This window comes from Pseudomonas sp. AC169 (assembly GCF_979258515.1).
The window spans coordinates 5,797,235-5,822,205 of the sequence record NZ_OZ409866.1 but is presented as its reverse complement, the minus strand read 5'-3'; the positions used below and the strand labels follow the sequence as shown (position 1 = coordinate 5,822,205).

Sequence of the window (24,971 nt, the reverse complement as noted above, 5' to 3'; positions counted from 1 at the left end):
AACTTGGGCTCACCATTTGTATTCCGACCGCGCCAGATCCCCCACCACGTCATAATCATCACCCAGGTATTGCTTCGCCAGACGTGCGATCGTTCCATCCGCGATCATGCCTGCGATGGCCTCGTTCATTGCCAGCCTGAGTGCATCCGCTCCTTTCGGTACAACCGCAGCTCCTAATGAATAAGCCACTGGCTCACCCGCCAGCTTGATAGGCAAGCGGTTCACTTCCTGCATTTTCTTGCCGGCGAAATAGGATTCGATAATGGCGTCAAGCCGCCCAAGAGCCAGATCGTTGTAGAGCAGACCGCCGGCGTCATACGTCAGTATTTCTGACTCCTTCAGATTCTGCCGCTCCCATAACTCATTACTTGTGCCCAGGCTCGCCCCCACTTTTTTGCCCTTTAAACTGGCGACATCCTGTATGTCGACATTCTTTGCATTCACCCAGATACGAAACTCTTCAACACCGTAGGGCGATGTGAAGTCCACCACGGCCGCCCGATCCGGGGTTTTGGTCATGCCGTTGATGACCACGTCATACTTTCGGGTCTGAATGCTTTGAACAAAGCTTGAAAACTTATCCGCGACAAATTCGACGTTCGGCACGCCGAGGCGTTTGAAAATTTCCCGGGCCACAGCGATGTCATAGCCATCCGGTTTATTGTCAGCGTTAATGAAACTCAAGGGCGGACTGGTCTGGGTATTAGCAACGCGAACGGTCCCGGATTTAACCAGACGAGATAACGAGTCATCTTCGGAGGCGTGTACCCATGAACAAGAAATAAGCGCCAACCCACAAACCAAACCCTGAAAGTAACGTTTAAACATTGCTGTATTCATGATCTGCATGCCCCATTCGAATAAATTGCTGGATACGTTCATTGCTCGTGGAACCAAAGAACTCCCCGGGAGAGGTGTCGTGCAAAATCAGCCCGTTCTCCATAAAAATCACCCGATCAGCCGCCTGCCGGGCGAAGCTCATTTCATGGGTGACGATCACCATGGTCATCCCGGCGTTCGCCAGGTCCCGCATCACGGTGAGCACTTCATCGCGTAACTCAGGGTCCAGCGCCGAAGTCGGTTCATCGAACAGAATCACTTCCGGTGTCATCGACAATCCCCGGGCGATGGCCACCCGCTGTTTTTGCCCGCCCGACAACCTCGCGGGATAAAACATGGCCTTGTCGGCCAGGCCCACCTGCGCCAGTAACTCTCGCCCACGAATCATCGCCACACGCCTGGGCACATGCTTGACGCTGACCAGGCCTTCGATCACGTTCTCCAAAGCGGTCAAATGCGGAAACAGGTTGAATGACTGGAATACCATCGCAGTTTTGCGCCGCAGTGCCGCGATTTGCGCCTGATCGTCAGGGCTTAGCGCACGGCCTGGTCTGAGGGTGACCCGATGCCCGCAGACCTCCAATGCCCCACTGTCCGCCTGTGCGAGGAAGTTGAGCGAGCGCAGCAACGTCGTTTTCCCGGAACCCGAAGGGCCAAGGATGACCACCACTTCACCGCAGCGTATTTGCAGATCGATGTTATTCAGGATGAGCAAGTTTCCATACGACTTGGACAAGCCCTGAACATTGATTTTCAATTCACTCATGACATACGCCTCGACAAGCGACCTTCGATATAGGTTTGAACCAGCGTCAGGCATTGGTTGATCGACCAATAGATAAACCCGACTATCAGGAACATCTCCATGTAACGGAAAGTCGCGGCCCCCATTTGCTGAGCAACACTGGTCATTTCCACCACGGTAATAATCGACGCCAGGGAAGTGTCCTTGATCAACGCCACCAGTTGCCCGCCCACAGACGGTAACGCGACACGCATGGCCTGGGGCAGGATGACTCTTTGCAGGCACTTCCAATACCCCATGCCCATCGCAAACGATGCTTCCCATTGCCCCACGTCAACTGCATTGATACCCGAGCGAAAGTTCTCGCTCAGATAAGCAGCGGAAAACAGACTTAGAGCAATCAACGACGACGTTATAGGGCCCAGCTCGATACCGTAATTAGGCAATCCGAAATAAATTAGAAGCAGCTGCACTAATAATGGAGTACCACGGAAAACCGACACATACATGAAAGCCGCGAATCTCAGCAGCCGGTAAGTAGAGTTTCTCATCAGTGCGATCAACATGCCGAGGATCGAACCAAAGACAAACGCTCCCAGCCCCAGCCACACAGTGACCCATATGGCGGTCTTGAGCAGTGGCCATGAACGAATCAATAATTCGAACATGTCACGGCTCCTCTGCTGCGACAAACCCGTGCCTTTCCTTGGCCTTGATAAGCTCTGCGTTGACTTCGGTATTTTTGCAACACGTGTTCAGAACGCTGATCTTTGTTGTCATTTTTTCCATCCTTTCTTCAGGCCGGCTCGATGTGAGGACCTTAAGGTGGCAGCTGTTCAATTGTGCAAAGAGTGGCGAATTCTGGTGTTTCGCCGACCCGGATCGGTGGTCAGGCCTCGGTGAACGAACGATATTGACGCAGTGCTTTTTCCAGGTCCGCGATGAGCACATCGGGATCTTCCAGGCCAATGGAAATGCGAATGATCGGCTGATCGGTCAGGGCAAACTTGCGAGCCTTCTGCTGGTTGGCGGGGTAATAGGCAACAAGGCTATGGGTGCCCCCCCAACTGGCGCCGATGGGAAAGTGCTCAAGGGCGTTGAAAAACTTGCTGAAGGCTTCTTCTGGAGCTGGTTTCAGGATGAAGGAAAACAAGCATCCGCTTCCTTCAAATTGCTCCTTCCAGACTCGATGGCCGGGGTGACTTTCCAGGGCCGGGAACAGGACATTGGTAACCAGCGGATGACTCTCCAGCCAGCACGCGATTTTCAGCGTGCTGCGGCTTTGCTCATGCATCCGTAGCGGGAAAGTATCCAGACCGCGCATTACCAGGAAGCAGTCTTCCGGACTGACCGCCAGGCCCAACACACTCTGGGTTTCCCGCAGGATTTCATAGTGGCTGAAGTCATTCATGCAGATGCTGCCCATCAACAGGTCGGAATGCCCGCCAAAGAGTTTGGTCGCCGCTTCCACGGCAAAATCCACACCATGCTCCAAGGGACGGAAATACAAAGGACTGGCCCAGGTGTTATCCATCATGGTCAGCACGCCATGACGCTTGGCAACGGCCACGATGGCATCGACGTCTTGCATCTCCATGGTGATGGTGCCCGGGGCCTCGATGCAGATCATCTTGGTATTGGGCTTGATCAGCGCCTCGATTCCTCCATCCACCGTGGGCGGGTAATACTCAACCTCGATGCCCAATTCGGCCAGCCAGTAGCTGGCGAATGCCTTCAAGCCGCCATAGGCGGAATCCGACACCAGTAGGTGATCGCCGGCCCGCACAAATCCCATGACTACGGCCATCAAGGCAGCTTGACCAGAAGGCGTCAGCACGCAATGCCTCGCATGTTCGAGGTCGGCAATTCGCCGCTCCAAGCCGCGAGCCGTCGGTGTTCCCGTCACCCCGTAGCTGTAGCCGTCGGGTTGGCGCTTCTTGCGTGCAGCGAAATCTTCGAACGAATCAAATACCACGGTGGACGCCCGCCACACGGCAGGTGACAAGCTGGCAAACGGATTATCGGCGTGATCTTTAAAGCTCATGATGGAAAAACCCTGTGTTGTTGTGTGAACCGAGTCTGTTCTCGAAAGCAACTGGCAACAACACTGAAAACTATTTACCCTATAAGCTGAACTTATAGGGTAATAGAACTGACATGGGCTTTCGTGAGATCGAGATTTTTCGCGCGGTGGTGAACGCCGGTAGCACCATCAAGGCTGCCAACATGCTGGGTATTTCCCAGCCGGCGGTCAGTCAGGCCATCCGTAAACTGGAGGACAGTTCGGGCCTGCAATTGTTCGTTCGTGCCCGTGGGCGCCTGGTGCCAACCCAGGAAGCCACGGCACTGATGGTGGATGTCGACAAGTTCTACATGGGCTTCGAGGCGATCGAACACCGTATCAAAAGCCTGCGCCAGTACGGTATCGGGCGCCTGGTAGTGGCCGCCCACCCGGCCCTGGGCAATTCATTTGTACCCCGCGCATTGGCGGCTTTCGAGCCCGGTAAAAAAGATATCCAGGTTTCGCTGAAAATCCTCAGCTCCCGCGAAGTGCATCAGGAAGTGGCCGCCGGCCAATGTGACTTTGGCCTGATGGCCGATGAGATGCCTGTCGCGGGGCTAGAGCATTCGCCTTTTGTCGACACCATGGGCTACGTAGTGATGCATGCCTCCCACCCGCTGGCCAAGCGAAAAATCATCCATCCCGCCGATCTGGCTGATGTCGACTTTATTGCCCTCAACCCCGAAGACAGCAGCAGACATCGGCTTGAGGAGTCAATGGCGGCGGCAGGGGTAACGTTAAAAGTACGCATCGAGACCCCTTACGCACACACCATCTGTGAACTGGCCTTGCTCGGACAGGGCGTAGGCGTGGTAGCGCCGATTACGGTGTGTGATTTTCTTGACCGGGGATTGGTTGTAAAGCCTTTCAGCATCGACGTGCGCTTTTCCAGCATTCTTATCTTTCGCCCCGGTAAACCTTTGCCCGATAACGCCAGACAGTTCATTAGTGCCATGCGTATCCAGTTGAACAAAGATCTGAAAAAAGCTCGAAGCAAAGTGTCAGCCATCCAATAGATCGCCTGCAACAACCCGATAGAGAACACTTTTTCACTATTAAGTGATTGTTCAATCCATCAGGGTTACGCACCCATGAGTCAACCCGCGCCACATCAATTCCGATGATGCCAAGTATCCAAACTGAAGATTTTTTTAAAGCACTTTTTAGTCTCACAATCAGCGCCAGAAGCAACCGAGAGATCTTGTTTCCTCTCTGACTCTTACTGGAAGACACCCTGATGAAATATGCAATGCTCGCCTCACTCATGATGTTTAGCGTTTACGCTTCGGCCCATGACGGCGTCAACAATACTGCCTCGCCCCCTGAACCTGAGCAGTACAGTTATTCCGAACACCTGGATATCGCCAAGGTCATCGACATCACTACGGTCGAAGACACTCGGAACGCCTGCGGTCCAGTGGACGCGCACATGGTGTATGTGGATCACAAGGGCACGACGCACGACCTGCAATACAAGATACTGGGTGGCGACTGCCAGAATGGTTAATGCGTCAAAAGATACGGATGCAAAAAAGAGGAGATAGCTTCGATCTAAAGCTAATCTCCTCTTTTTATTCAGTATTGAAAAACTGCACTCATTCCTCGGTTACACCCCTCTTTCATCCCGCCAATGAATCCGGTGTCAGCCGCCGAATCAGGCTTGAGCAATCCCCATAATCCGATTGCCCATACTCACACCCCAATCTGCCATGCGCTTGCCTTCAGACAGTTGTTGCTTCTGCCAGGCTAGCAGGGCTTTATCAATGTCGCCGACGGCGTCGATTGACTGAGCCAGAGACAGTGCATTCCGGGCTGCCTTTGCCGTACTTCCGGCGGTATGAGGGCGCGGCACAAAAGCCGCGTCGCCAGTCAACAGCACACGGCCAAACACCATTTGCGGGACTTTGAGATCAAGGATCGCTTGCACAAAGATATCCTTGGTCTGGCGAATCACTTCTCGAAAAGCCGGGTTCGTCTGGCGCTCACCCATTTCCCGTATGTAAGCATTCTGCTCAGTGGCCAAGGCCCCGGGCGGAATGGAGTGATTACGCCGAAGGCCATTGCTGTCAGTGAGCACAGCGTCCAGCTGCGCACCTTGCGCAGCTTTCAAATACCACAGCCAATTGAACCGACGCTCCCCAGGATTAACAGAGCCATTCACACCCGGCACCATGTATTCCAGCATCAGCGATTCAGGGTCCTGTTGAAAAACAAAGTCCTCATAAAGCTGCGTTTTGGCGAAGTCCGGAAGTTGATCTTCATCGACAAGCCCACGCCACACCACATAACCCGAATAGGTAGGTGCCGCCCCAGGCAACACCACGCTTCGCACGGTTGAACCCGCGCCATCAGCACCAATCAGCAAGTCACCCTCTGCACTGCTGCCATCTGTAAAAGTCGCAGTCACCCTGTGCTCATTCTGGGTCAAATCTACCAACGTCTTGCCACGGTGATAATGCTCAGCAGGAAATGCAGAAAATAATGAGCTGTACAGCGTATTCCAGGACGTCTGAGTTTGCGGCATCGGCTCTTTATGCACGACGCCACCGGCTCGATCCAGATAGAGACGATCATGGGAGCGGACGCCGAGCGCACCTGCCGGATGAATGCCCGCATAGCGGAAATGGTGCAGGACCTCCGCTTGCAGAACGATGCCCCCGCCACGGCTGTCCATCGCCGCGGGGGACCGCTCGAAAATATCGACGTGCCAGCCAATCGCGCGTAACGCTGTGGCGGCGAACAGTCCTCCCAGGGAACCACCGATGACCAAGGCCTTCGGAACGTCTGAACTCTTCATTACCTTTCTCCTCGTTGCAGCGTGATTCCCCGAGCTCTGTTTTACAGCTGCGTTATGCCAACACCGGATAGTCGATGTACCCCTTGGCGTCGCCGCCAAAAAAGCTGTTGCCGTCCGCCACGTTGAGTTCGTTGCGACCACGCAAGCGAGCCGGCAAGTCGGGGTTGGCAATGAACGGGCGACCAAACGCAATCAGGTCTGCACGGCCCTGCGCAAGGGCCTGCTCGGCCGTTTCGCCGGAATAACCACCCGCCAGCATCAGGACACCGTGGAAGTCGGTACGCAGTTGCTTGATGATCGCGTCCCAGCGTGGATCGTTACTTTCATCGAGTACTGTGCCGACCATCATCGGTTCTACCAGGTGCAGGTAAGCGAGATTCCATTGATTGAGCCGGGATGCAATGTAGCCAAAGGTTTGCTCCGGGGTGTCATCGCCCATCCCCATGAAACGTCCCATCGGTGTCAGACGAACAGCAACGCGCTCGGCACCTACTTCCGCAGTCACGGCTTCCACGACTTCAAGCAGTAACCGCGCACGGTTTTCGATACTTCCGCCGTAGCGATCACTGCGCTTATTGCTGTCGCTATTGATGAATTGGTCGAGCAGGTAACCATTGCCCGCGTGAATTTCCACTCCATCCATACCGGCCAGAATCGCGTTGCGAGCGGCCTTGCGGAAGTCGACAACGATCGCTTCGATCCCTGGAATGTCCAGCTCCTGAGGGACAGGCACGTCACCCCATACGCCCTCGCCTTGTTCATTCAGGATGAAGGTCTTGCCGGGCACCGGCTGCGCGGTCGGCGCCACCGGCAAACCGCCATTGGGCTGGAACACTGGGTGCGACACTCGTCCCACATGCCAGAGCTGCAGGAAAATGCGCCCGCCTTCTGCGTGCACCGCATCGCTGACGGCCTTCCAGCCCTGAATCTGCTCGTCGCTATGGATGCCAGGCGTCCAGGCGTAACCCTGGCCCTGCTGCGAAATCTGCGTAGCCTCGGTAATGATCAGTGCGGCACTGGCACGTTGACGGTAGTACTCGACGTTCATCGATGTCGGTACGTTGCCAGGTTGCCCCGCGCGCGAACGAGTCAGAGGCGCCATGGCGACACGGTGATCCAGGGTGAATTGGCCGAGTTTGACAGGGCTGAACAAATGATGAGTCATGATGATTTCCTGAATGGATTGGGATTGAAAAACGCCTATGCGGCTTGGCTTCGTTTCAGTATCTGGATCATTATTTCGATGGGCTGCGCGCCACTGATTACGTCATCTGCGATTTGAATACTCGGTACCGAGCGCACACCGGAGGCCTTGGTTTGGGCTTCGAGTTTCAAAACTTCGGCCGTGCCTTCATCGGCCTTGAGAAAGTCGACAATGACCTCTCGGTCCAGCCCGGTTTCGGCAGCGATGTCGGCCAACACACTGAGGTCGCCGATATCCCGCCCTTCGCCGAAGTACGCCCTGAAAATGGCCTTGACTAGCAAGGAAGCGTCTCGACCCACCTGTTGCTCGCGCCATACCAACCGATGCGCGGCCAGGGTGTTGGGCGTTTTTTCAACTCGCTCATAATCGAACTCAAGGCCGACGGCCTTACCGGCGTGGGTGACCTGTGCGTCCATGGCCTGGCTACGCGCCCAACTGCCGAACTTGCCAGAGCGATAGGTTTTGCGATCCATGCCTCGAACAGGCATGTCCGGATTTAACTGATAAGGAAGGAAACTAATGGGGCGGGCCGTTGAAAAACCCGAAGCGGCCAGCGCGCGTTCAAGATTTTCCTCACCGATCCAGCACCATGGGCAGATGAAATCGTAAGTCACCTGAATTTTGGATGAGTGCAAACTCATGACGGTCTCCGTGGTTGTATGTTTCACCGTCCCAAGGTAGATCCGCGGGCCCTGCCAGAGAATCCACCCGCTGAACAACGTTGCTTTTCGTAAAACGCAACGATGGAGCGATTCCTGGGCTGAGGGCAACTGGCGTTGCGACTTACGCAATGTAGCGTTGCGCCCTAATGGGGTACTCCATTGCAAGCGCCCTATCTAAGCTCTCGACATGGAAAATCGCCGTACGCCAAGCGCACGCGGCGGATTGAAAAATCTGTCGTTAATTCAGCTGAGAGGTAAGGCGATGAAGCGCAAGACGATCATCGGTGCCGTTCTGGCAATCGGCGTCGTGGGGTTAGGGTTTGCGTTCTGGATGATGTGGAGGCCGGAAATTGCCACTGTCAGCCAACGCTTCGATTCTGATCGCGAGACGCAGGAAAGAGGCCGCCGCGTCGTCGAAGCGGGCGACTGTGCGGTCTGTCATACACGGCCAGGGGGCGCTTACATGGCCGGCGGTTTGCCGCTGGTAACGCCCTTCGGAACCCTCTTCACCACCAACATCACCCCGGATCCGCAAACTGGCATCGGTCAGTGGTCGCCGGACGCCTTTGAACGAGCCATGCGTGAAGGCATCGCGCGTGACGGACACTTTCTCTACCCGGCCTTCCCCTACGTGCACTACCGGAAGATGAGCGATGCCGATATCGCCGACGCCTATGCCTTCTTGATGAGCGTGGACCCGGTCAAATACACCGCTCCCGACAATCATATGGTCTTCCCTATGAACTTCCGCCCGCTGGTGTCTTTCTGGAACTTGCTGTTCCTGCATGGGGATCCGCTGGAACCACTTCCCAACCGATCTGCACAATGGAACCGCGGACGTTATCTGGTCGAGGGCGCGGGACACTGTTCATCCTGCCATTCGCCCCTGAATCTGATTGGCGGGGAAAAAGGCAGCGAACTGTTCAACGGAGGCGTCGTCGACGGCTGGACAGCACCTGCCCTGCGCGGAATGACCGAGGCACAACATCCCTGGAATGAAGACCAGTTGGTCGCCTATCTGACGGGCGAGGTTGCCGAAGGACATGGCGCAGCGGCGGGCCCGATGTTGCCGGTCAGCCTGAGCATCGCGCAATTGCCGGCTGAAGACGCCCATGCCATCGCGCAATACATTCTTGACCTCAAGAAAACGTCATCGGATGCACCGTCGCCGCCCTGCACCTCTGGGGTCAAGCCCAGCGCCAGGGCGCTTCTGGGTGCCTCGTTGTTCGACGGGGCCTGCGCGAGTTGCCACGGCAGCGCAGCACCGATGCGCGTCAATGAATCGCGGCCTGCACTGGCAAACACCTCGGCGGTGACGGCGGACTCGCCACGCAATTTGATCCAGACCATCCTGCAGGGCATCCCGATGTCCAGTGCCGCTTCCAGCCACTATATGCCTGCCTTCGACCATAGCCTGGACGACAGTCATGTGGCTGCACTTGCCGAGTTCTTGCGCAACGAAAGCTGTGCGAACCGCCCCTGGACGGACCTCGACGAGACCATCAAAAGCATTCGGGCACAGGAGCAACAACCGTGATCACACTCGACATCAACGGCAAGACTCACGAACTGGACATCGCGGGCGACATGCCCCTGCTGTATGCCTTGCGCAACCAAGTGGGGCTCAATGGCGCCAAATACGGCTGCGGCCTGGGTCAGTGCGGCGCCTGCACTGTGTTAGTGAACGACAAACCGGTGTTTTCCTGCCTGACGCCGTGCGGCGCGCTGGCGGGCAAATCGGTGCGCACCGTCGAGAGCCTGGGCAGCGTCGACCAACCGGGTCCGTTGCAGAAAGCCTTTATCGATGAACAAGCGGCCCAGTGTGGTTATTGCATCGCGGGGATGATCGTACGGGCACAGGCCCTGTTGGAGGCCAACCCGCATCCGGACGATGAAACGATCCGTCGCCACATGGCGCCCAACTTGTGCCGCTGCGGCACCCATGTACGGATTCTCGCCGCGATCAAGTCGGTTGTCGCGCAGGGAGGCAAGGTATGAAAACCCCCACGCAAAACGTCAATCTGAGCCGCCGCGCCTTCGTGATAAACGGGGCATTGGTGATGGGGTTCGCGATGCTTCCGGGCATTCCCCGCGCCTTCGCCGACACTGAAGTGGACACCCTGGGGACGGCCATCCTCGCGCCTGGTCTGCCCGGCAGCCTGCGGGCCACGCCCTATCTGGACGCCTGGATCCGTATCGATGCGAAAGATGGCATCACCGTCTACACCGGCAAAGTGGAGCTGGGCACTGGTATCAAAACTGCGCTCCTGCAGATCGCAGCAGAACGCCTTGAAGTGCCACCCGGGCTCATCCGTTTTCTCACTGCCGACACCGCGCTGACACCCAATGAGGGTTACACCGCCGGCAGCCATACAATCGTCGACAGCGGTACTGCGCTGTTCAACGCCGCGGCCCAGGTGCGTCAGTTGTTACTTGAGTCCGCAGCCCGGCAATGGCAGCGCAGCATCGATAGCCTGACCACGCGGGATGCGCTGATCTACGATGCACAAGGCCGCAGCATGACCTACGCGCAGGCAGTGGTGGGGGTTCAACTGCATCGCTTTGCGTCGGCCAACTCGCCCTTTAAGCCAGCTAGCAGCTTCACCCTGATCGGCAAATCGTTGCCTCGGCTGGACATCCCGGCCAAAGTCAGCGGCGGTGCAGCTTATGTGCAGGACATGCGCCTGCCCGATATGCTGCACGCCCGGGTGATACGCCCGCCCCGGCGGGGCAGTCAGCTTCTGGAGATTGACGAGGCCGCCCTCAGGAAACTTCCTGGCGAGGTTAGACTGGTCCGAAATGGCAGCTACCTCGCCGTGGTCGCCACCGATGAATGGCTAGCGATCAAAGCGATGCGCGAGGGCTACGCCAAGTCCCGCTGGACAGAGGGGAATCCGCTGCCTGACTCGACACACATTCATCAACTCCTCACCGAATTGCCGGCGCGGCGCTACCCGGTGAGTGCCAAGGGTGACCTGCCGCAACCAGTGCCGCGCGCCTATAAGGCTCGAGTGACCAAACAATACCTGATGCACGGCTCCATCGGGCCCTCCTGCGCAGTGGCCTGGTTCAAGGACGGGACACTGACCGTCTGGACCCATACCCAAGGTGTCTACCCTCTGCGCAAGGGCATCGCCGAGATGGTCGGCCTGCCGGTGGTTCAGGTGCGTTGCATCCACGCTGAAGGATCCGGTTGCTATGGCCACAATGGTGCCGATGACGCCGCCGCCGACGCCGCGCTGATCGCCATGGCCATTCCCGGCAAGCCAATACGGGTGCAATGGATGCGCGAACAGGAAAATCTCTGGGAGCCCTACAGCTCGGCCATGCTTGCGGAAGTGGAGGCGGGACTGGACGACAGCGGGCATCTTCGTGACTGGAAATACGAACTCTGGAGTACCCCGCACAACGAACGTATTGTCAATGCCGGGCGCCTGTTACCGGCGTGGCTGTTGGCCAACCCCTTCACCCCCGCACCTTCAGTCCCGATTGCTCAACCCGAAGGTGACGGCGACCGGAATGCCGTTCCGTTGTATGAGATACCCAACCTGAAGGTGGATCTGAACTTTGTACTGACTATGCCATTCAGGACCTCGGCCATGCGTTCGCTCGGAGCCCATATCAACGTGTTCGCCATCGAGAGCACCGTCGATGAGTTGGCGGCCAGGGCCACCATCGACCCGGTGCAATTTCGCCTGAATCACTTGAGCGATCCGCGAGCGCGGGCGGTGGTGGAGCGTGTGGCCGCGGAGTTCCGCTGGCCGCAAAAAGCAACGGGATCCGGCAGCGGAATCGGCTTCGCCTTTGCCCGCTACAAAAACATCATGGGTTACTGTGCGATCGCCGTGCAGTTACATGTGCAGCGCCAGACCGGGCAGGTAATGATTGATCGCGTAGTCGCCGCCGTCGACGTGGGGCAAATTGTCAGCCCCGACGGGCTGCTCAATCAGATCCAGGGTGGCATCGTGCAGTCCGCGAGCTGGACGCTCTATGAACGAATCCTCTATGACGCGAGCGGCATGCACAGCTTCGACTGGAGCGGCTATCCGATCATGCGTTTTCCGGATTTTCCGCAACAGGTCGAGGTCCACATGATTGATCAGCCGGATCAGCCATTTCTCGGAGCTGCGGAAATCGTCCAGGGCCCCATGGCCGCGGCACTGGGCAATGCCATCAACAATGCCACCGGCAAACGCCTGCTCGATCTGCCCCTGGCACGACGTGGCTGGCAGGATGCGCTGGGGGCATGATCGATCCGGGCGGTGTCGACGTTATACCCTGTAATGTTTGGCGAGCAGGGCTGACGTCGCCGCCCAAAGGTCCTGGCAGGCGGCTGCGTTATCCGCTGGAGGCGTAGGCTGTATCGATTTCGCGTCCTTCACCGAGAAGTAGCCACCCGATGCCGGAGAGATATCTGAATCGGTAGCCAAGCGGACGATGATGTCCGCACCGCGCCGCGGATCACCGATGCGCAACCAATTGAGAGCCTTAGCCAGCAACGTAGAGAATCCCAGTTCGCGGCCAAGCCCCGTAACGTTGAAGCCTGGGTCCAGACAATGCACCGCAACGCCGGTGTCTTGAAGCTGACGCGCCAGCTCCTGCGAAAACATGATGTCCATCAGCTTGGTTTTCGAATAACGCTTCGAAGAGCCAAGGCGCGTGAATGGCGCGGTGTCGAAGAAATCTCGTTCCAGATCCAGCCCACCGCTGCGTCTCGACGCCTCTGAAGCGACAGTGATAATCCGCGAGGGAGCCGAACCAGCCAGCGTGTTTCGCAGGATATTTGTCAGCAGCCATGGAGCGAGGTAGTTCACCGCAAGCATCTCGGCGTGGCCATCAACGGTGACACGCTGCTCAAATGCGTGAAGGCCTGCGTTGTTGATCAACACATCAATACGCTCGTATTGCGAAGCGAGTTCGAAACCAAGTGCCGCAACGGAATCGAGGCTGCTGAAATCCGCGTGATGAACGTCGACACGCGCATCAGGTGCAGCCGCATGAATGCGCTTACAGGTTGCAGCAGCCTTTGCCTTGTCACGCGCAGGCAGAACGAGGTGGGCACCTCGCCTGGCCAACTCGATGGCAGCAAGCTGACCAATTCCGCTGGTAGCTCCTGTAAGGACAATGGTGGTGTTGATATTCATTGTGGTGTTTTCACTATCGGACAGGACATTTAATGGATTAATGTCCACTATAATCGCAAATATGCATTTGTCCATAAACGAACAGCCGGCAGGCTTTGGTTGAAAGAAACGGGAACAGACGAGAATGGAAACACCGAAAAACAAACCGCTCACTCAGACCGTCCACGATCGGGAGCGCCAGGTTCTGGCGCTGGGTGAACAGCTCAGTGCGTTGCTGAGTGCCTCACGTGCACTGACGGTTGCGACATCAGCCGAATTTCATCCAGAGTTGCCACCGGCGGCATTCCATATCGCGCACTGGCTACACGCGTTCGGGCCGGCGAAGGTCAGCGGTGTCGCCGATGCCGTGGCTATGGACCGGAGCGCGACGAGCAGGTTGACGGCAAGGCTCATCCACCTGGGACTGGTGGAGGCGCATCCGGATCCATCGGATGGTCGAGGCACCCTTTTGAATTTGAGCCATCAAGGCCGGACCAGAATCCGCCACGCCATTGTTCACAAGGGCGACGTCTTTCGGCAGCGTATCGACGGCTGGAACGATGAGGATCTGGGACAACTGACGCAATTGCTGCGTCGATTCAACGGGCTATCAGCGTGAAGGAATAAAAAAAGGCGGTGAAGGATCACTTGCACCGCCCTACCCCAACCAAGGGAAATGTTACTCTTCTACAAAAACATGCCGTTGGAAGAGAACGACATGTACACGCAACACTCGTAAAAGTGTTACCTGTCAGTTACAGCGGCCAGTCACACACGACCGGACCACCGGATACATTTTTTGATACTTGGCTATATGTTCTGACGCGGTCTCGATTGAAAAACTAAAACAACGCCAATTGGTAATTGATAATCACGCGATTCTCGTCTTGTTGACGGGCATTAGGGATATTGTTCCGCACCATTGCATTTTTCCACATTACGCCAAAGCCTTTTAACGGGCCCGATTGAACGACATAGGCCAATGTAATATCTCGTTCCCATTCGCTGGAATTGCTGGAAGCAATAGTGTTGATATCATCACCTTTGACATATACAACACCCGCCGTCGCACCTGGCAAGCCCACTTTTGCGAAGTCAAAAGAGTAACGAGCTTGCCATGATTTTTCGCCAGCACGAACGAATTTCTGAACCTGCATCTCCGTAATGGTATAGGTGGTTGGGCCATCACCCTGATTTAAATACGGGAAGTCACTTTTACCATTGCTGACTTCATAACCTGCACCAAAGGTGTGGCCCGCAACGGCGTAGGTAAACAATCCACTGAACAGATTATTGTCGACCTCCCCCTTTAATGTATTACCTCCGTAGTAGCCTGCCGTGAAATACGCAGGGTCATGACCGTTTGCACCGTCATTTTTGCTATTGAAGTATCGAACATCACTGGTCAGTACCCCTGGACCGATTGCCCAGTTGTGAATGAGACCCAAGAAATTTTGCTTATAAAAATCTTTCAGGTTGCCGTAATAGTATTGCAAGGTTAGATCTTTAGTCAGCTTGTAATCGCCACCGGCATAGATGAACTTATTACTGAAGCGACCCGAGATCGCATTGTTCGCACCCGCAATTGACATATTTTCATTGTTGCTGGAGTTACGCCCCTTCACCTCATCAATTTGGCCCCCGACCAACGTCAGATCCTTAATGTCGGCCGAAGTTACCTGGGTGCCTTGCCAGGTTTGCGGCAATAGTCGTCCATCATTACTGAAGATCACCGGCAGTTTCGGGACCAAGGTTCCAAGCTTCAGCTCGGTTTTGGATATTTTTACCTTACCGGTCAACCCCAGGTTGGAGACATCGTCAACCGCATGGTCGCCGTCGCTTGGAAACACTATGCCGCCGTAGTTTGTCCCCGTTGGATTCCCATGCTTGCCAGCGCTTGAATCCAGCCTGACACCCAACATGCCTAGCGCATCAACACCGAAACCTACTGGGCCTGGGGTGTAACCCGATATGAATTCGAGCTGAAAGGCTTGTCCCCACTCCGCTTGATAACTCTGGTTGGCGGCCTTCTGAGCGGGTGTCGCTGAATCTCGGTAATCGCTATTGATATAGAAGTTACGCAGTTTAAGCGCCGCCTTACTGTCATCGATGAAACCTGCCGCATGGGCTTGCTGCGCCAATACACATAGGGCGACTGTAACAGGCAAAGTACATTTCATTGTTTTCGCACCAAAGTAGAGTTTATTATTTTTGTCCACACTTTTAAGCGACTTTCCAGGCGCAAGAATACCAAAGACCCAAGCGCGTGCGAAAAGCACAGTAGAGCCATTTTCACAAAATTAGAATAACGAGTAGCGCTGCACTTTCGTGCAGCGAATTGATCACGTCGCTTAAGTAAGGTATTCCTATCTGAATCAATCAGCTTTCAGCTGCGCGTTCCATGTAGCCGGCGTACCCAATTCAGAATCGACCAATTGATTCTGGAACCGATTTCGCTCATCGATGGCGCTGACCGAGCGATCAGTAACAGAGAACCAAAAGATACCGACAAATGCCACGGTCATGGAAAACAAGGCCGGATATTCGTATGGGAACCAGGCTTGCGGATTATGCAGGATCTTGACCCAAACGGTCGGGCTAAGAATGCATAGCATAATAGCTGATACCAGTCCCAACGATCCGCCAATTACGGCGCCACGTGTCGTCAGCCCCTTCCAGTAAATCGACAACAACAGCACGGGGAAATTGGAACTCGCGGCAATGGAGAACGTTAAGCTCACAATAAATGCGATGTTCTGTTTTTCAAAAGCAATGGCCAATAGAATCGACAACACACCCAACACGATGGTTGTAACACGAGAGACGCGCATTTCTTCACGGTCGCTGGCGTTGCCTCGGCGAAAGGCGTGTGCGTAAAGGTCATGTGAAACAGCAGACGAGCCTGCAAGGGTAAGCCCTGCCACTACCGCTAATATCGTCGAGAACGACACTGCACACATGAATCCCAGGAAAACATTCCCGCCAACGTTGTGTGCGAGGTGAATCGCAACCATATTAACGCCGCCTAATATGCCACCTGATGCATCGTGATAATCGGGATTGCTGGCCACCAGGGCGATGGTGCCGAAGCCGATAATAACGATCAGGGCATAACCGATACCGACCAGACCTGTGGCATAAAGAATGCTTTGTCGCGCAGCCTTTACGTTACCAACAGTGAAAAACCGCATGAGAATATGTGGAAGGCCAGCCGTGCCAAAGACTAATGCCAAGCCTAGCGAAATCGCAGACACCGGATCAGTAATCAAACCACCTGGGCTCATGATTGCGACATGCGAAGGATGCACTTGGGTCGCTTGAGTAAACAACTGGTTCAGGCTGAATCCGAATTGGGACAGCACCATGAAAGCCATGAAGACGCAGCCAGTCAGCAGTAGTACGGCCTTGATAATCTGAATCCAGGTGGTGGCTAACATCCCACCAAAGAAAACATAAATCACCATCAGCGTGCCTACTAAAAGGACCGCCGCGGTGTAATCAAAACCAAACAGCAACTCCACCAGTTTTCCGGCACCTACCAGTTGAGAAACGAGGTATAGCAACACGATCACAATGGAACTGGAGGCCGAAAATGCTCGTATGGGACGTTGTTTCAGACGATAAGACAGTACGTCTGCCAGGGTGTAGCGCCCCAGATTTCGCAATGGCTCCGCAATCAGAAAAAGAATGATCGGCCAACTGGCAAGAAAGCCGATAGAGTAAATCAGACCATCAAATCCACTGGTGAAAACCAACGCGGAGATACCTAGCAAAGACGCCGCGGACATATAGTCGCCCGCGATAGCCCAGCCATTCTGAAAACCGGTGATTTTTCCGCCTGCGGCGTAGTGATCCGCGACGCTATTGTTTTTGCGTGCCGCCCACCGTGTGACGAACAGCGTAAAGATAACGAACGCCAAAAACATGCCGATGGCGATGGGGTTATGTTTGTTCACGGCGGCAGGGACGTCGGCCGCAAAGACAACTGCCGACGCAAGAATCGCCGAAAGAGTAATGAGTAGACGCTTCATTTATTGAAGCTCCTGATAATTGTTTTTATTTTTGGGTCGTAGCAAGTGTTAGTGCGCCAGACATAGACAGCCACGAGCAGAATCGTGAACGCCAGCATGCCAAAACCAATTGGAATGCCCCAGGTCATCGGTTGCCCTTCGCTGATAGGCGTACCTAAGCGGGCCGGTATAAAGGCTAGGGAAAGAATGAAGCCGAAATACACCGCCAACATGAGCGCAGTCATGCTCCAGGAAAATATTCGGCGATGTTTGACCAGGGCACGAAACTCTGGATTGGTGAGAATCGGATTTGGAATCGGCTCAGCATCGCGCTCAGCGAGCACGGCCGGCCCACCGTCTTTTGGATATGCATGTTCCATGGTGATCTCCTGCGAAGGAATTATTGTTGGAATTAAAACTTCACGGGCACTGCGGTTTCACGCATTACAGCTTCTGGAGTACGGTACAACTCTGCCATTTCACGCTCTTCCGCGCTTTTGAGCTGCGCCTGCATATACGCGCCAAGATGCCTGGCGTGCTGAACAATCGATGCCCCGAAACGGCAACGTTGCTCGCTATAGTCCACAAGTGCCTCTTCAACGGATGCATGTCGCTCTAGCGCTTCTACGATGGCTAGCGCATCACCGGCAGCTTTAGTGACGCCCATTCCGCAATGGGGACGGACCACGAATGCGGCGTCGCCGAGCAAAGCAACACGTCCGAAATTCATCTTCGGTACTTCCAGATCGTAAATAGGCTGGAATAACGGCTGCGCGGCTTTTTTTACGACTTCGGCGAACTGCGGAGCGAGCAACGTTTCTGCCGACTTGTACATACTGTCGAGCACGTCGCGGCGTATCAGTGCAGGAGGAATTCCGCCTTCAAATTGTTTACCGCTTTCATCCCGTAGCAGATCTTTCAATTCCTCGTCGCCGCTGGTGCGATACCAAACAAAGTTGTAACGACGTTCACCGACGAGGGTGCTATTAGAATGCCCGGCAACCGGATACCCAAGAATCTGCTCGTGTGGAGGCAAACAGAACGCGAACTTGTCGAATAAGGAAGCGTGGGCGGCGTCGGAAAGAGCTGCTTCATCCACAAGTCCACGCCAAGCTATATAACCGGCGTACTGCAGGTGCACGTCGGGCAATAACTGTTGGCGAATTGTCGACCGAAATCCATCAGCCGCAATGATAATGTCGGCTCGATGAGTCGTCCCATCGGTCAATGTGACGCTGGCATAGGCTTCAGTACTTTCGACCGAAACGACACTGCCGCCACAGCGATACATTGAATCTGGGAACGCTGAGCGAAGCACTTGGTACATCTTCCCCCAGGCGGTCAACGTTTGTGGGAGTGCGTTCTCAAGTACGACATCGCCGTCCTGGGCCAAAGTGACGCGCGAAAGCACATCGATACCTACAGATGCGTCGAGGGGAATTCCCGCTGCGGCCATCGCTTCGAACAATTCCGGATGCGTAACGATTCCCGCGCCTCGTCCAGCGAGTTCATCCGGAACGCGTTCGAAGACCTCTACGTCCCAACCTTTGCGCAACAGCATATTTGCTGCAAACAGGCCGCCCAGCGAGCCGCCCACGACAATGGCGCGGGGTTTTTTCTCGGAGTTCATCATGGCTGTTCTCCCACCGTTGCAGCGGCATGGGAGGCGTAAGAACCCACCGCATCAATCTCGGAGGCCGGGAAATTGAGCTCGATGGTGACACCAGACGGATCTTCGATGAACACCTGATGCAGGCCCAGGCTCGGCACGGTACGGTCGCGCCACGCAATCCCTTCGGCTTCGAGGACGTGCCAGAACTCGACCAGGCCGGTAACCAGAAAAGCAATGTGATCAACGGTTCCTGTGCCTGTCAGCGGGATTTCTTTGTCGCCCAGGTAGTTCTTCAGACCTTCAGGGTTGGAAGGATCAATCCCGATAATGTGGACCGTGCCAAAATCCTTTTCATCCCCTCCCATGTACAACCAGACGCCAGGAAAATCGAATGGCGGCCGGTAGCCAGGAGTAAAACCGAGCACCCTTTCATAAAATCGACTGGACTTTTCCAGGTCGAACGACCGGATCGAGTAATGAGCGAGTTTCAGGACTTTCATGATGCCTCCAACGGTTTTTGTATTTATTTATCATGTGATAAACAATACGACCTGACGAAATTGAAGTAAATAGCTGGACGATCAAATTATTGAGGATTGGTCTGAACAACGACGGGGCATCGCCAATAAAAGAACGGGCTTCAGGCGCTGGGAAAGGGCTTTTCAGGGCAGAATGGTGCGCACACGACCCTCATCACCTACTCAGTTGAACACTGAAACAGGTGATGAGTGGTCGACAAAAAGAGGGGCAAAAAAAAGAGATCAGGAGGCAGGAAACGTGGAATCGAAGCCGATCAATTCAAGTGAGGCTTTTCACCGAGATCGTTATCGACCTGCTGCAGTACGTGGGGGCTGCCGTTAAGGAACGCATCGACCATTTGCTCGATTAGCGCATCAATGTCCTCAGTCACTGGAAGATCGTAAATCCATTTGCGCACGCCGATATAGAAAATGCTGGCATGCAGACTCCAGATCAGTTCGAGTTCTTTTTCATTGATCGTTTCACCTGAGGACGGCGCCAATCCATGAGCGTGGCGGATTTCTACAATGACAGGAATGAAGACCCGCTCACGCAATTTAGCCAGATACCGATCATTGATACCTTCACGTGTCAGCCCGGCGAATACGAAGATACGAATCCACTCTCGACGCAAAATCACACGAGCGTATGAGGTGTAGAAATGCACCAGGCGCGACTGAAGGGGCTCGGAGCGATCCTTGATCATCGCCTCCCACGAGGAATCCCACTGATACACCTCGTCGTACACGCGGTCTATCAGTGCCTCTTTGCTTGGGAAGTATCGATAGAGTAAAGGTTGGGTAATGTCCAGTTGTCGCGCCAGTTCACGGGTACTGCCCGAGAACCCGCACGTCGCAAAATGCTCAATGGCTTTTTGCACAATCAGCTTTTCCCTGACTTCAGGCGAAAGGCGTCGAGTCGTCGATTTGACGAGGTCTGCTGATTTCGCTGACTTTCCCGACTCTTTCCCGTCTCTATCTTTTGAGTCTTGCATAACGCCTCGCTGGAACTTCATTAAGGCATCATACAAAACAAAAGAATGCACTGGCTATGAACCACATCTATTTGGCCAGACGGTTTTCAATATCCTTCTTGAACACGGCGGGTCGACTTAAGTAATGCCCCATGGCCAACACCTCCATTTCTCCATCGATCTCCAGCGCAAATGCCGGAAAGCCTCGAGCATTCAGAGCGTCAAGCATCCCATTACTGCGGTCGAGATGGCCTTGCAGTGAGTCTGCAGTGATCGCATCAAAAGTTGCCAAAAACGCATCGGACTCGAACCCAAGCTCAGTGGCAATGTTGGCGATTACCCCTAGATCAGCGATAGCTTGTCCCTCTTGGTAGTAAGCAATTTGCAGGCGCTTGAGCATTTCGACACCGCGTCCTGACAGCTGTTGAGCAGTCAACATCGCTGCAATCGGTGGTGATGAGTCCAGTTGGACATTTTCATGTTCCAGCACGCCTTGAACATAGGCGTCTGCGAAGATTTGCTTGCTGAATGCTGTAATCCGAACTTCGTGCGGACGAACAAAGTCGCGCCACTCGCCCGACATCAACTTGCTTTTTTCTCCCGACAACATGCCCACCCCATGGGCATGAATTTCCAGCTCCGGAATGGCAGTGGCCGCCGTAATCATCGGCGCCGCGCCATAGCACCAGCCACAGAACGGATCGTAGACGTAATGCAATATCGCAGTGGTCATTCAAATCTCCAAGGTCTGCCGTGCGCACACGGCGAAATGGGCTCGTTATGTTGAGGATCAAACGATCGAAAACAGTAATGAGGAGATCAGCTCTCGGCTAAGCCGTCAGGTCCGAGCAACTCGCTGATGAAATCGATAAACGCACTGACGCGTTTGGAGCCACGATGATTGGGAAGATACAACGCAGAAATAGCCGAACTGGCATCGTTCGGATTGATAACAAATGACTCGAACAATGAAGTCAAATCACCGCTGCCAATATCGTCATTGACGAGCCAGTCAGGTAGCAACGCCACCCCGCCACCCGACAGCGCAACCTCACGTAAGACTTCCGCATTGTTGCTTTTGAAGCGCCCCTCAATCGGTACTCGAGTCTCCTCACCTTCTTTTAAGAACGTCCATACCTGTTGCTTAGGGCCATAACTGAAACGCAGACACTCATGCTGCATGAGGTCCATGGGATGTTCAGGAAAACCATAAGCATCCAGGTACCCGGCGCTGGCGACCACCCGCCGTATGAAATGACCGACGGGACGGCTGACGACACCGTCCATGGCTGCTGCCGATCCCAGTCGGATCGCCAGATCGATGCGCTCATCCAATAATTCAACGATGTCGTCGGAGAGCGTCATGTCCAACAAAAGTCGCGGGTAACGCTCCAACAGCGAAGCAATATGCGGCGCAATCAGACGGCGCCCCAGTGCTACGGGCACGGAAATACGAAGATGGCCAGCAGGGAGTTCCCCGCGATCTGTGACCGAGGCATCCGCCTCGGCGACAGCATTCAGCACCTCCCGTGCTTTCAAATAGTAGGCAGCCCCGGCATCTGATAATGAGATTTGACGCGTGGATCGATTAAGCAGGACAGCCCCTAGTTCCGCCTCAAGCCCATCGATCATCCTGGTCACAGAAGACGTCGCCAACCCTAACTGTCGAGCGGCAGAAGAAAAGCCCTTCGAATCCACAGCCTGGACGAACATTTTCAATGCGAGCAGCTTGTCCATGACGCTCCTTGACTCACCCGTTGTTCATCTTGAGCATTGCGCCAACTCGGGCCCGACGAGAAACCACCGAGAAGACGATTAAAGCGATCAATGACAATCCGCTTCCCACTGCAGCAATCGCCAACCAGCCGGCGTGCTCATAAAGCGAACTGGCCACCGAAGAACCCATTGCACCACCAATAAAGATACTGATCATGTACAACGCATTCAGGCGGCCTCTGTTGGCAGTGCCCAAGGCATAGACTGCTCGCTGGCCAAGTACCATGTTCATTTGCACCGCAAAATCCAAAGCTACACCGGTAACAGCTAGCCCAATCACACCGTAAAAGGGATTGATGAAGGCCGGCAGAAAACTCAATACCCCCAGCACCATGGCCAGTTGGGACGCTCGTCGGGTATGCCCGGCATCAGCGAGTCGACCACTGATGGGCGCGGCAATGGCACCGATGGCCCCGACCAGGGAGAAAATCGCAATCTGACTTTGCGTGAGGCCGAACTCACGACTCAATATCAACGGCACTGCAGTCCAGAACAAACTGAACGCAGCAAACATCAGTCCTTGATAGAGCGCGCGCTGCCGCAGTACGGGCTCGCGACAGAACAGTTGTCCAAGGGACCTCAACAATTGGCCATACGACGCGCGATGAGCCGGTTGCCATTTGGGCATGGTCATGCCAATCACGATGGAGATAACGAGCATCAAGGCAGCGGCGCCGATAAACACTGCCCGCCAGCCCAAATGATCGGCAACCAGACTCGAAAGTGGCCGTGCAAGCAGAATCCCCAGCAGTAAGCCACCCATAATCCCGCCAACCACCCGACCGCGAGACTCCTCCGGAGCCAGATGTGCCGCCAACGGAATAAGCATCTGCACGGAGACTGAGCTGAATCCGATGAGTGCCGACATCACTAGAAATACACTCGGCTGCGTGGATAAGCCGGCGGCGATCAGGCTGAAGATCGTAATAACGATCGTCGCGATCATCAGCCGACGGTTTTCTACCAGGTCCGCCAATGGCACCAGGAAAAACAATCCGAGTGCATAACCAATCTGAGTCAGCGAAACAATAAGGCTCGCGCTACCACCCGACATGCCGATATCCGGGGCGATCAAGCTGATAATTGGTTGTGCGTAATAGATGTTGGCTACGATGGCACCGCAACAAAAAGCAAACAGAAGCACAAGCCCCTTTGTCATTGACGCTTTTTGTATCGTCGCTGCCGTTCCAATTGTAGAAACGCCCATGCCATATGCTCCTCAGTTCGCGAGCGGTGACTCCCCAATGAAGGTCACTCGCATTCATGTTTGCCAGGCCAACAACATAGGCGGCACTGCACCCCGAGAGAATATGGCCAAGACGCAATGTCGCGTTGCGCCTTGCGCAAGATACCCAGGCTCAGTAGATACCGGCGCTCGAATCAATGACGAGGAATTGATCTAGGCGCCTCAAAGTCGACCCCTTCTTATAACTATCGATATCTAACCTGAACGGGGTGAATCCGCCGTCTGAGTCCGGGCATCGACAAGCCGTTTCGGCTAAGCGTAGACTACTATTGATCGATCGATTAATAGAAGGTTTTTTTCATAAAAATGGCGAGCCGTAACCTCTTCTGGCTCAGCAGCTTCAACCCCAAAACGCCCCCTGCTTTTATGCGCTGAGCCTATTAGGCTCGAGGTAAAAATGGGCGGATCACAATAAAAATCTCTTGAGTGAGGCGAAACTCGTCGTGAAGCTAAATCTTCGTAGCAAAGTCATCCTTCTGGCGATCATCCCCGGTCTTTTACTAACGGCGATGATCAGTGGCACCACCTTTTGGGTTTTGCAAAAGCTGGCATCCGAGGAGGTAGCGCAGACGCGCGAGCTCCTGACCAACGAGAGGAAAGCTTCACTAAAGCACTATATGGAAATTGCCCTCGCGTCCATTCAGCCGATATATGACGCTTCTCGCTATGGAGATCTGGAGGATCGCGATCAGGCCGTCAAAATTTTGCAGACTCTGAATTTCGATAAACAAAACTACTTTTACGGCTATGACTCCTCGTCTGTTCGAGTGTTCTCTGCAAACCTGAACACCGATATCGGCAAGAGTTTTGTCAATACCAAAGATGCCAATGGCGTGTATGTCATTCGCGGGCTGGTTGAAGCAGCCAAGGCCGGTACTCATTTTCTCCGCTACGACTGGCAGACGCCCACCAGCCCTAAACCTACGCCCAAACTTGGTTACACCGTCTACCTGGACAAGTGGGACCTGATCTTGGGCACCCAAGTAAATCTGGACGATCTTGAAATTCACGTTCAGGCCATCGCCAGTGAGCGCTCTACGCGGATCAGTAAGTACACCACGTACATCCTCACCCTCGCTATTTGCGTGCTACTACTCGTAGCGCTGATCGGTATTTGGCTTGGCAACAGCATTGTTAAGCCGGTGCTGGTCATCAAAAAGAATCTGGACGACATTGCCGCTGGAAATGGCGACCTGACACACCGTTTGCCAGTCTCGAGCACCGATGAGCTGGGCGATTTGGCGCACTCGTTCAACGTGTTTGTGGAAAAAATTCATAGCCTTGTGCGTCAGATTGCTGATATGACCGGACAATTGACAGAGCTGGTCGAAGATATGTCGACCCAGGCACAAAGGTCAGAACAGGCCATGGATCTTCAGCGCCAAGAGACAGATCAAGTAGC

General features: G+C 54.7%; 23 protein-coding genes and 1 pseudogene. 7 read left to right on the top strand and 17 right to left on the bottom strand.

The annotated features are described in order from the left end of the window. Window positions 1-9: 9 nt before the first annotated feature. From ACZZ0G_RS25990 to metC, 4 genes are all read right to left on the bottom strand, one after another. Entirely contained in the window at window positions 10-882 is an 873-nt protein-coding gene (locus tag ACZZ0G_RS25990; RefSeq protein ID WP_463558092.1) for a transporter substrate-binding domain-containing protein, read from the bottom strand. After that, complete coding sequence (locus tag ACZZ0G_RS25985; protein ID WP_463558091.1) at window positions 821-1,606, bottom strand: amino acid ABC transporter ATP-binding protein; 786 nt, start codon at window positions 1,604-1,606, stop codon at window positions 821-823. The genes ACZZ0G_RS25990 and ACZZ0G_RS25985 overlap by 62 nt, the downstream gene beginning before the upstream one ends. Next, window positions 1,603-2,253: an amino acid ABC transporter permease gene (locus ACZZ0G_RS25980; protein ID WP_463558090.1), complete on the bottom strand. Its 651-nt coding sequence runs from the start codon at window positions 2,251-2,253 to the stop codon at window positions 1,603-1,605. Before ACZZ0G_RS25980 ends, ACZZ0G_RS25985 begins: the two co-directional genes overlap by 4 nt. Before the next feature lie 221 nt (window positions 2,254-2,474). Continuing rightward, the gene (gene metC, locus ACZZ0G_RS25975) at window positions 2,475-3,629 is read right to left on the bottom strand and encodes a cystathionine beta-lyase (protein ID WP_463558089.1); all 1,155 of its coding nucleotides are present in this window, start codon (window positions 3,627-3,629) and stop codon (window positions 2,475-2,477) included. 113 nt (window positions 3,630-3,742) lie between these two features. Here metC and ACZZ0G_RS25970 point away from each other — a divergent pair, with 113 nt between their 5' ends. Beyond that, window positions 3,743-4,663, top strand: coding sequence for a LysR substrate-binding domain-containing protein (locus ACZZ0G_RS25970; protein WP_463558088.1), 921 nt, complete (start codon window positions 3,743-3,745; stop codon window positions 4,661-4,663). Between the two features lie 233 nt (window positions 4,664-4,896). Next, window positions 4,897-5,154 carry a DUF2790 domain-containing protein gene (locus ACZZ0G_RS25965; protein ID WP_463558087.1) on the top strand — a complete coding sequence of 86 codons (258 nt, stop codon included), beginning with the start codon at window positions 4,897-4,899 and terminating at the stop codon, window positions 5,152-5,154. A 147-nt stretch (window positions 5,155-5,301) separates the two neighbouring features. Here the strand turns inward: ACZZ0G_RS25965 and ACZZ0G_RS25960 are convergent, their stop codons facing one another. From ACZZ0G_RS25960 to ACZZ0G_RS25950, 3 genes are read right to left on the bottom strand one after another with little or no spacing between them, the layout of a single operon-like run. Continuing rightward, entirely contained in the window at window positions 5,302-6,444 is a 1,143-nt protein-coding gene (locus tag ACZZ0G_RS25960) for an FAD binding domain-containing protein (protein ID WP_463558086.1), read from the bottom strand. Between the two features lie 52 nt (window positions 6,445-6,496). Next, complete coding sequence (locus ACZZ0G_RS25955; RefSeq protein WP_463558085.1) at window positions 6,497-7,609, bottom strand: alkene reductase; 1,113 nt, start codon at window positions 7,607-7,609, stop codon at window positions 6,497-6,499. 35 nt (window positions 7,610-7,644) lie between these two features. Continuing rightward, a complete protein-coding gene (locus ACZZ0G_RS25950) occupies window positions 7,645-8,289 on the bottom strand; it encodes a DsbA family oxidoreductase (RefSeq protein ID WP_463558084.1) in 645 nt (214 codons plus the stop codon). A 283-nt stretch (window positions 8,290-8,572) separates the two neighbouring features. Here ACZZ0G_RS25950 and ACZZ0G_RS25945 point away from each other — a divergent pair, with 283 nt between their 5' ends. The 3 genes from ACZZ0G_RS25945 to ACZZ0G_RS25935 are packed head-to-tail and all read left to right on the top strand — an operon-like array spanning window position 8,573 to window position 12,560. Beyond that, a complete protein-coding gene (locus ACZZ0G_RS25945; protein ID WP_463558899.1) occupies window positions 8,573-9,847 on the top strand; it encodes a c-type cytochrome in 1,275 nt (424 codons plus the stop codon). Continuing rightward, window positions 9,844-10,308, top strand: coding sequence for a (2Fe-2S)-binding protein (locus ACZZ0G_RS25940; protein ID WP_463558083.1), 465 nt, complete (start codon window positions 9,844-9,846; stop codon window positions 10,306-10,308). Before ACZZ0G_RS25945 ends, ACZZ0G_RS25940 begins: the two co-directional genes overlap by 4 nt. Beyond that, the gene (locus ACZZ0G_RS25935; RefSeq protein ID WP_463558082.1) at window positions 10,305-12,560 is read left to right on the top strand and encodes a xanthine dehydrogenase family protein molybdopterin-binding subunit; all 2,256 of its coding nucleotides are present in this window, start codon (window positions 10,305-10,307) and stop codon (window positions 12,558-12,560) included. The genes ACZZ0G_RS25940 and ACZZ0G_RS25935 overlap by 4 nt, the downstream gene beginning before the upstream one ends. A 21-nt stretch (window positions 12,561-12,581) precedes the next feature. On the opposite strand, the gene ACZZ0G_RS25930 is transcribed toward ACZZ0G_RS25935, so the two are convergent. Next, entirely contained in the window at window positions 12,582-13,607 is a 1,026-nt protein-coding gene (locus ACZZ0G_RS25930; protein ID WP_463558081.1) for an SDR family NAD(P)-dependent oxidoreductase, read from the bottom strand. Here ACZZ0G_RS25930 and ACZZ0G_RS25925 point away from each other — a divergent pair. Beyond that, entirely contained in the window at window positions 13,579-14,052 is a 474-nt protein-coding gene (locus ACZZ0G_RS25925; protein WP_463558080.1) for a MarR family winged helix-turn-helix transcriptional regulator, read from the top strand. The genes ACZZ0G_RS25930 and ACZZ0G_RS25925 overlap by 29 nt on opposite strands. A 223-nt stretch (window positions 14,053-14,275) precedes the next feature. On the opposite strand, the gene ACZZ0G_RS25920 is transcribed toward ACZZ0G_RS25925, so the two are convergent. The 9 genes from ACZZ0G_RS25920 to ACZZ0G_RS25880 all read right to left on the bottom strand — a co-directional run bounded on the left by ACZZ0G_RS25920 (window position 14,276) and on the right by ACZZ0G_RS25880 (window position 23,530). Continuing rightward, window positions 14,276-15,613 (bottom strand): OprD family porin, encoded by a 1,338-nt coding sequence (locus tag ACZZ0G_RS25920; protein WP_463558898.1) that lies wholly within the window; start codon window positions 15,611-15,613, stop codon window positions 14,276-14,278. A 195-nt stretch (window positions 15,614-15,808) separates the two neighbouring features. Next, the gene (locus tag ACZZ0G_RS25915; RefSeq protein ID WP_463558079.1) at window positions 15,809-17,464 is read right to left on the bottom strand and encodes a cation acetate symporter; all 1,656 of its coding nucleotides are present in this window, start codon (window positions 17,462-17,464) and stop codon (window positions 15,809-15,811) included. Then, complete coding sequence (locus ACZZ0G_RS25910; protein ID WP_463558078.1) at window positions 17,461-17,823, bottom strand: DUF485 domain-containing protein; 363 nt, start codon at window positions 17,821-17,823, stop codon at window positions 17,461-17,463. Before ACZZ0G_RS25910 ends, ACZZ0G_RS25915 begins: the two co-directional genes overlap by 4 nt. Window positions 17,824-17,855: 32 nt before the next feature. Beyond that, window positions 17,856-19,076: an FAD binding domain-containing protein gene (locus ACZZ0G_RS25905; RefSeq protein ID WP_463558077.1), complete on the bottom strand. Its 1,221-nt coding sequence runs from the start codon at window positions 19,074-19,076 to the stop codon at window positions 17,856-17,858. Next, a complete protein-coding gene (locus ACZZ0G_RS25900) occupies window positions 19,073-19,555 on the bottom strand; it encodes a VOC family protein (protein WP_463558076.1) in 483 nt (160 codons plus the stop codon). Before ACZZ0G_RS25900 ends, ACZZ0G_RS25905 begins: the two co-directional genes overlap by 4 nt. Window positions 19,556-19,848: 293 nt before the next feature. Then, window positions 19,849-20,568 carry a TetR/AcrR family transcriptional regulator gene (locus ACZZ0G_RS25895; protein ID WP_463558075.1) on the bottom strand — a complete coding sequence of 240 codons (720 nt, stop codon included), beginning with the start codon at window positions 20,566-20,568 and terminating at the stop codon, window positions 19,849-19,851. 67 nt (window positions 20,569-20,635) lie between these two features. Next, window positions 20,636-21,280 carry a DsbA family protein gene (locus ACZZ0G_RS25890; RefSeq protein WP_463558074.1) on the bottom strand — a complete coding sequence of 215 codons (645 nt, stop codon included), beginning with the start codon at window positions 21,278-21,280 and terminating at the stop codon, window positions 20,636-20,638. An 86-nt stretch (window positions 21,281-21,366) separates the two neighbouring features. After that, window positions 21,367-22,284 (bottom strand): LysR family transcriptional regulator, encoded by a 918-nt coding sequence (locus ACZZ0G_RS25885; protein ID WP_463558073.1) that lies wholly within the window; start codon window positions 22,282-22,284, stop codon window positions 21,367-21,369. A 13-nt stretch (window positions 22,285-22,297) separates the two neighbouring features. After that, window positions 22,298-23,530 (bottom strand): MFS transporter, encoded by a 1,233-nt coding sequence (locus ACZZ0G_RS25880; protein ID WP_463558072.1) that lies wholly within the window; start codon window positions 23,528-23,530, stop codon window positions 22,298-22,300. Window positions 23,531-24,078: 548 nt separating this feature from the next. On the opposite strand from ACZZ0G_RS25880, the pseudogene ACZZ0G_RS25875 reads away from it, so the two are divergent. Then, window positions 24,079-24,834, top strand: a pseudogene (locus tag ACZZ0G_RS25875) (cache domain-containing protein); the annotation flags it as partial. Window positions 24,835-24,971: the final 137 nt, after the last annotated feature.

What these genes read in the sequence shown, in the direction of transcription:
- ACZZ0G_RS25990 (WP_463558092.1), bottom strand. Translation starts at nt 882, where the DNA reads ATGAACGTATCCAGCAATTTATTCGAATGGGGCATGCAGATCATGAAT.
- ACZZ0G_RS25985 (WP_463558091.1), bottom strand. Translation starts at nt 1,606, where the DNA reads ATGAGTGAATTGAAAATCAATGTTCAGGGCTTGTCCAAGTCGTATGGA.
- ACZZ0G_RS25980 (WP_463558090.1), bottom strand. Translation starts at nt 2,253, where the DNA reads ATGTTCGAATTATTGATTCGTTCATGGCCACTGCTCAAGACCGCCATA.
- metC (WP_463558089.1), bottom strand. Translation starts at nt 3,629, where the DNA reads ATGAGCTTTAAAGATCACGCCGATAATCCGTTTGCCAGCTTGTCACCT.
- ACZZ0G_RS25970 (WP_463558088.1), top strand. Translation starts at nt 3,743, where the DNA reads ATGGGCTTTCGTGAGATCGAGATTTTTCGCGCGGTGGTGAACGCCGGT.
- ACZZ0G_RS25965 (WP_463558087.1), top strand. Translation starts at nt 4,897, where the DNA reads ATGCTCGCCTCACTCATGATGTTTAGCGTTTACGCTTCGGCCCATGAC.
- ACZZ0G_RS25960 (WP_463558086.1), bottom strand. Translation starts at nt 6,444, where the DNA reads ATGAAGAGTTCAGACGTTCCGAAGGCCTTGGTCATCGGTGGTTCCCTG.
- ACZZ0G_RS25955 (WP_463558085.1), bottom strand. Translation starts at nt 7,609, where the DNA reads ATGACTCATCATTTGTTCAGCCCTGTCAAACTCGGCCAATTCACCCTG.
- ACZZ0G_RS25950 (WP_463558084.1), bottom strand. Translation starts at nt 8,289, where the DNA reads ATGAGTTTGCACTCATCCAAAATTCAGGTGACTTACGATTTCATCTGC.
- ACZZ0G_RS25945 (WP_463558899.1), top strand. Translation starts at nt 8,573, where the DNA reads ATGAAGCGCAAGACGATCATCGGTGCCGTTCTGGCAATCGGCGTCGTG.
- ACZZ0G_RS25935 (WP_463558082.1), top strand. Translation starts at nt 10,305, where the DNA reads ATGAAAACCCCCACGCAAAACGTCAATCTGAGCCGCCGCGCCTTCGTG.
- ACZZ0G_RS25925 (WP_463558080.1), top strand. Translation starts at nt 13,579, where the DNA reads ATGGAAACACCGAAAAACAAACCGCTCACTCAGACCGTCCACGATCGG.
- ACZZ0G_RS25920 (WP_463558898.1), bottom strand. Translation starts at nt 15,613, where the DNA reads ATGAAATGTACTTTGCCTGTTACAGTCGCCCTATGTGTATTGGCGCAG.
- ACZZ0G_RS25915 (WP_463558079.1), bottom strand. Translation starts at nt 17,464, where the DNA reads ATGAAGCGTCTACTCATTACTCTTTCGGCGATTCTTGCGTCGGCAGTT.
- ACZZ0G_RS25910 (WP_463558078.1), bottom strand. Translation starts at nt 17,823, where the DNA reads ATGGAACATGCATATCCAAAAGACGGTGGGCCGGCCGTGCTCGCTGAG.
- ACZZ0G_RS25905 (WP_463558077.1), bottom strand. Translation starts at nt 19,076, where the DNA reads ATGATGAACTCCGAGAAAAAACCCCGCGCCATTGTCGTGGGCGGCTCG.
- ACZZ0G_RS25900 (WP_463558076.1), bottom strand. Translation starts at nt 19,555, where the DNA reads ATGAAAGTCCTGAAACTCGCTCATTACTCGATCCGGTCGTTCGACCTG.
- ACZZ0G_RS25895 (WP_463558075.1), bottom strand. Translation starts at nt 20,568, where the DNA reads ATGCAAGACTCAAAAGATAGAGACGGGAAAGAGTCGGGAAAGTCAGCG.
- ACZZ0G_RS25890 (WP_463558074.1), bottom strand. Translation starts at nt 21,280, where the DNA reads ATGACCACTGCGATATTGCATTACGTCTACGATCCGTTCTGTGGCTGG.
- ACZZ0G_RS25885 (WP_463558073.1), bottom strand. Translation starts at nt 22,284, where the DNA reads ATGGACAAGCTGCTCGCATTGAAAATGTTCGTCCAGGCTGTGGATTCG.
- ACZZ0G_RS25880 (WP_463558072.1), bottom strand. Translation starts at nt 23,530, where the DNA reads ATGGGCGTTTCTACAATTGGAACGGCAGCGACGATACAAAAAGCGTCA.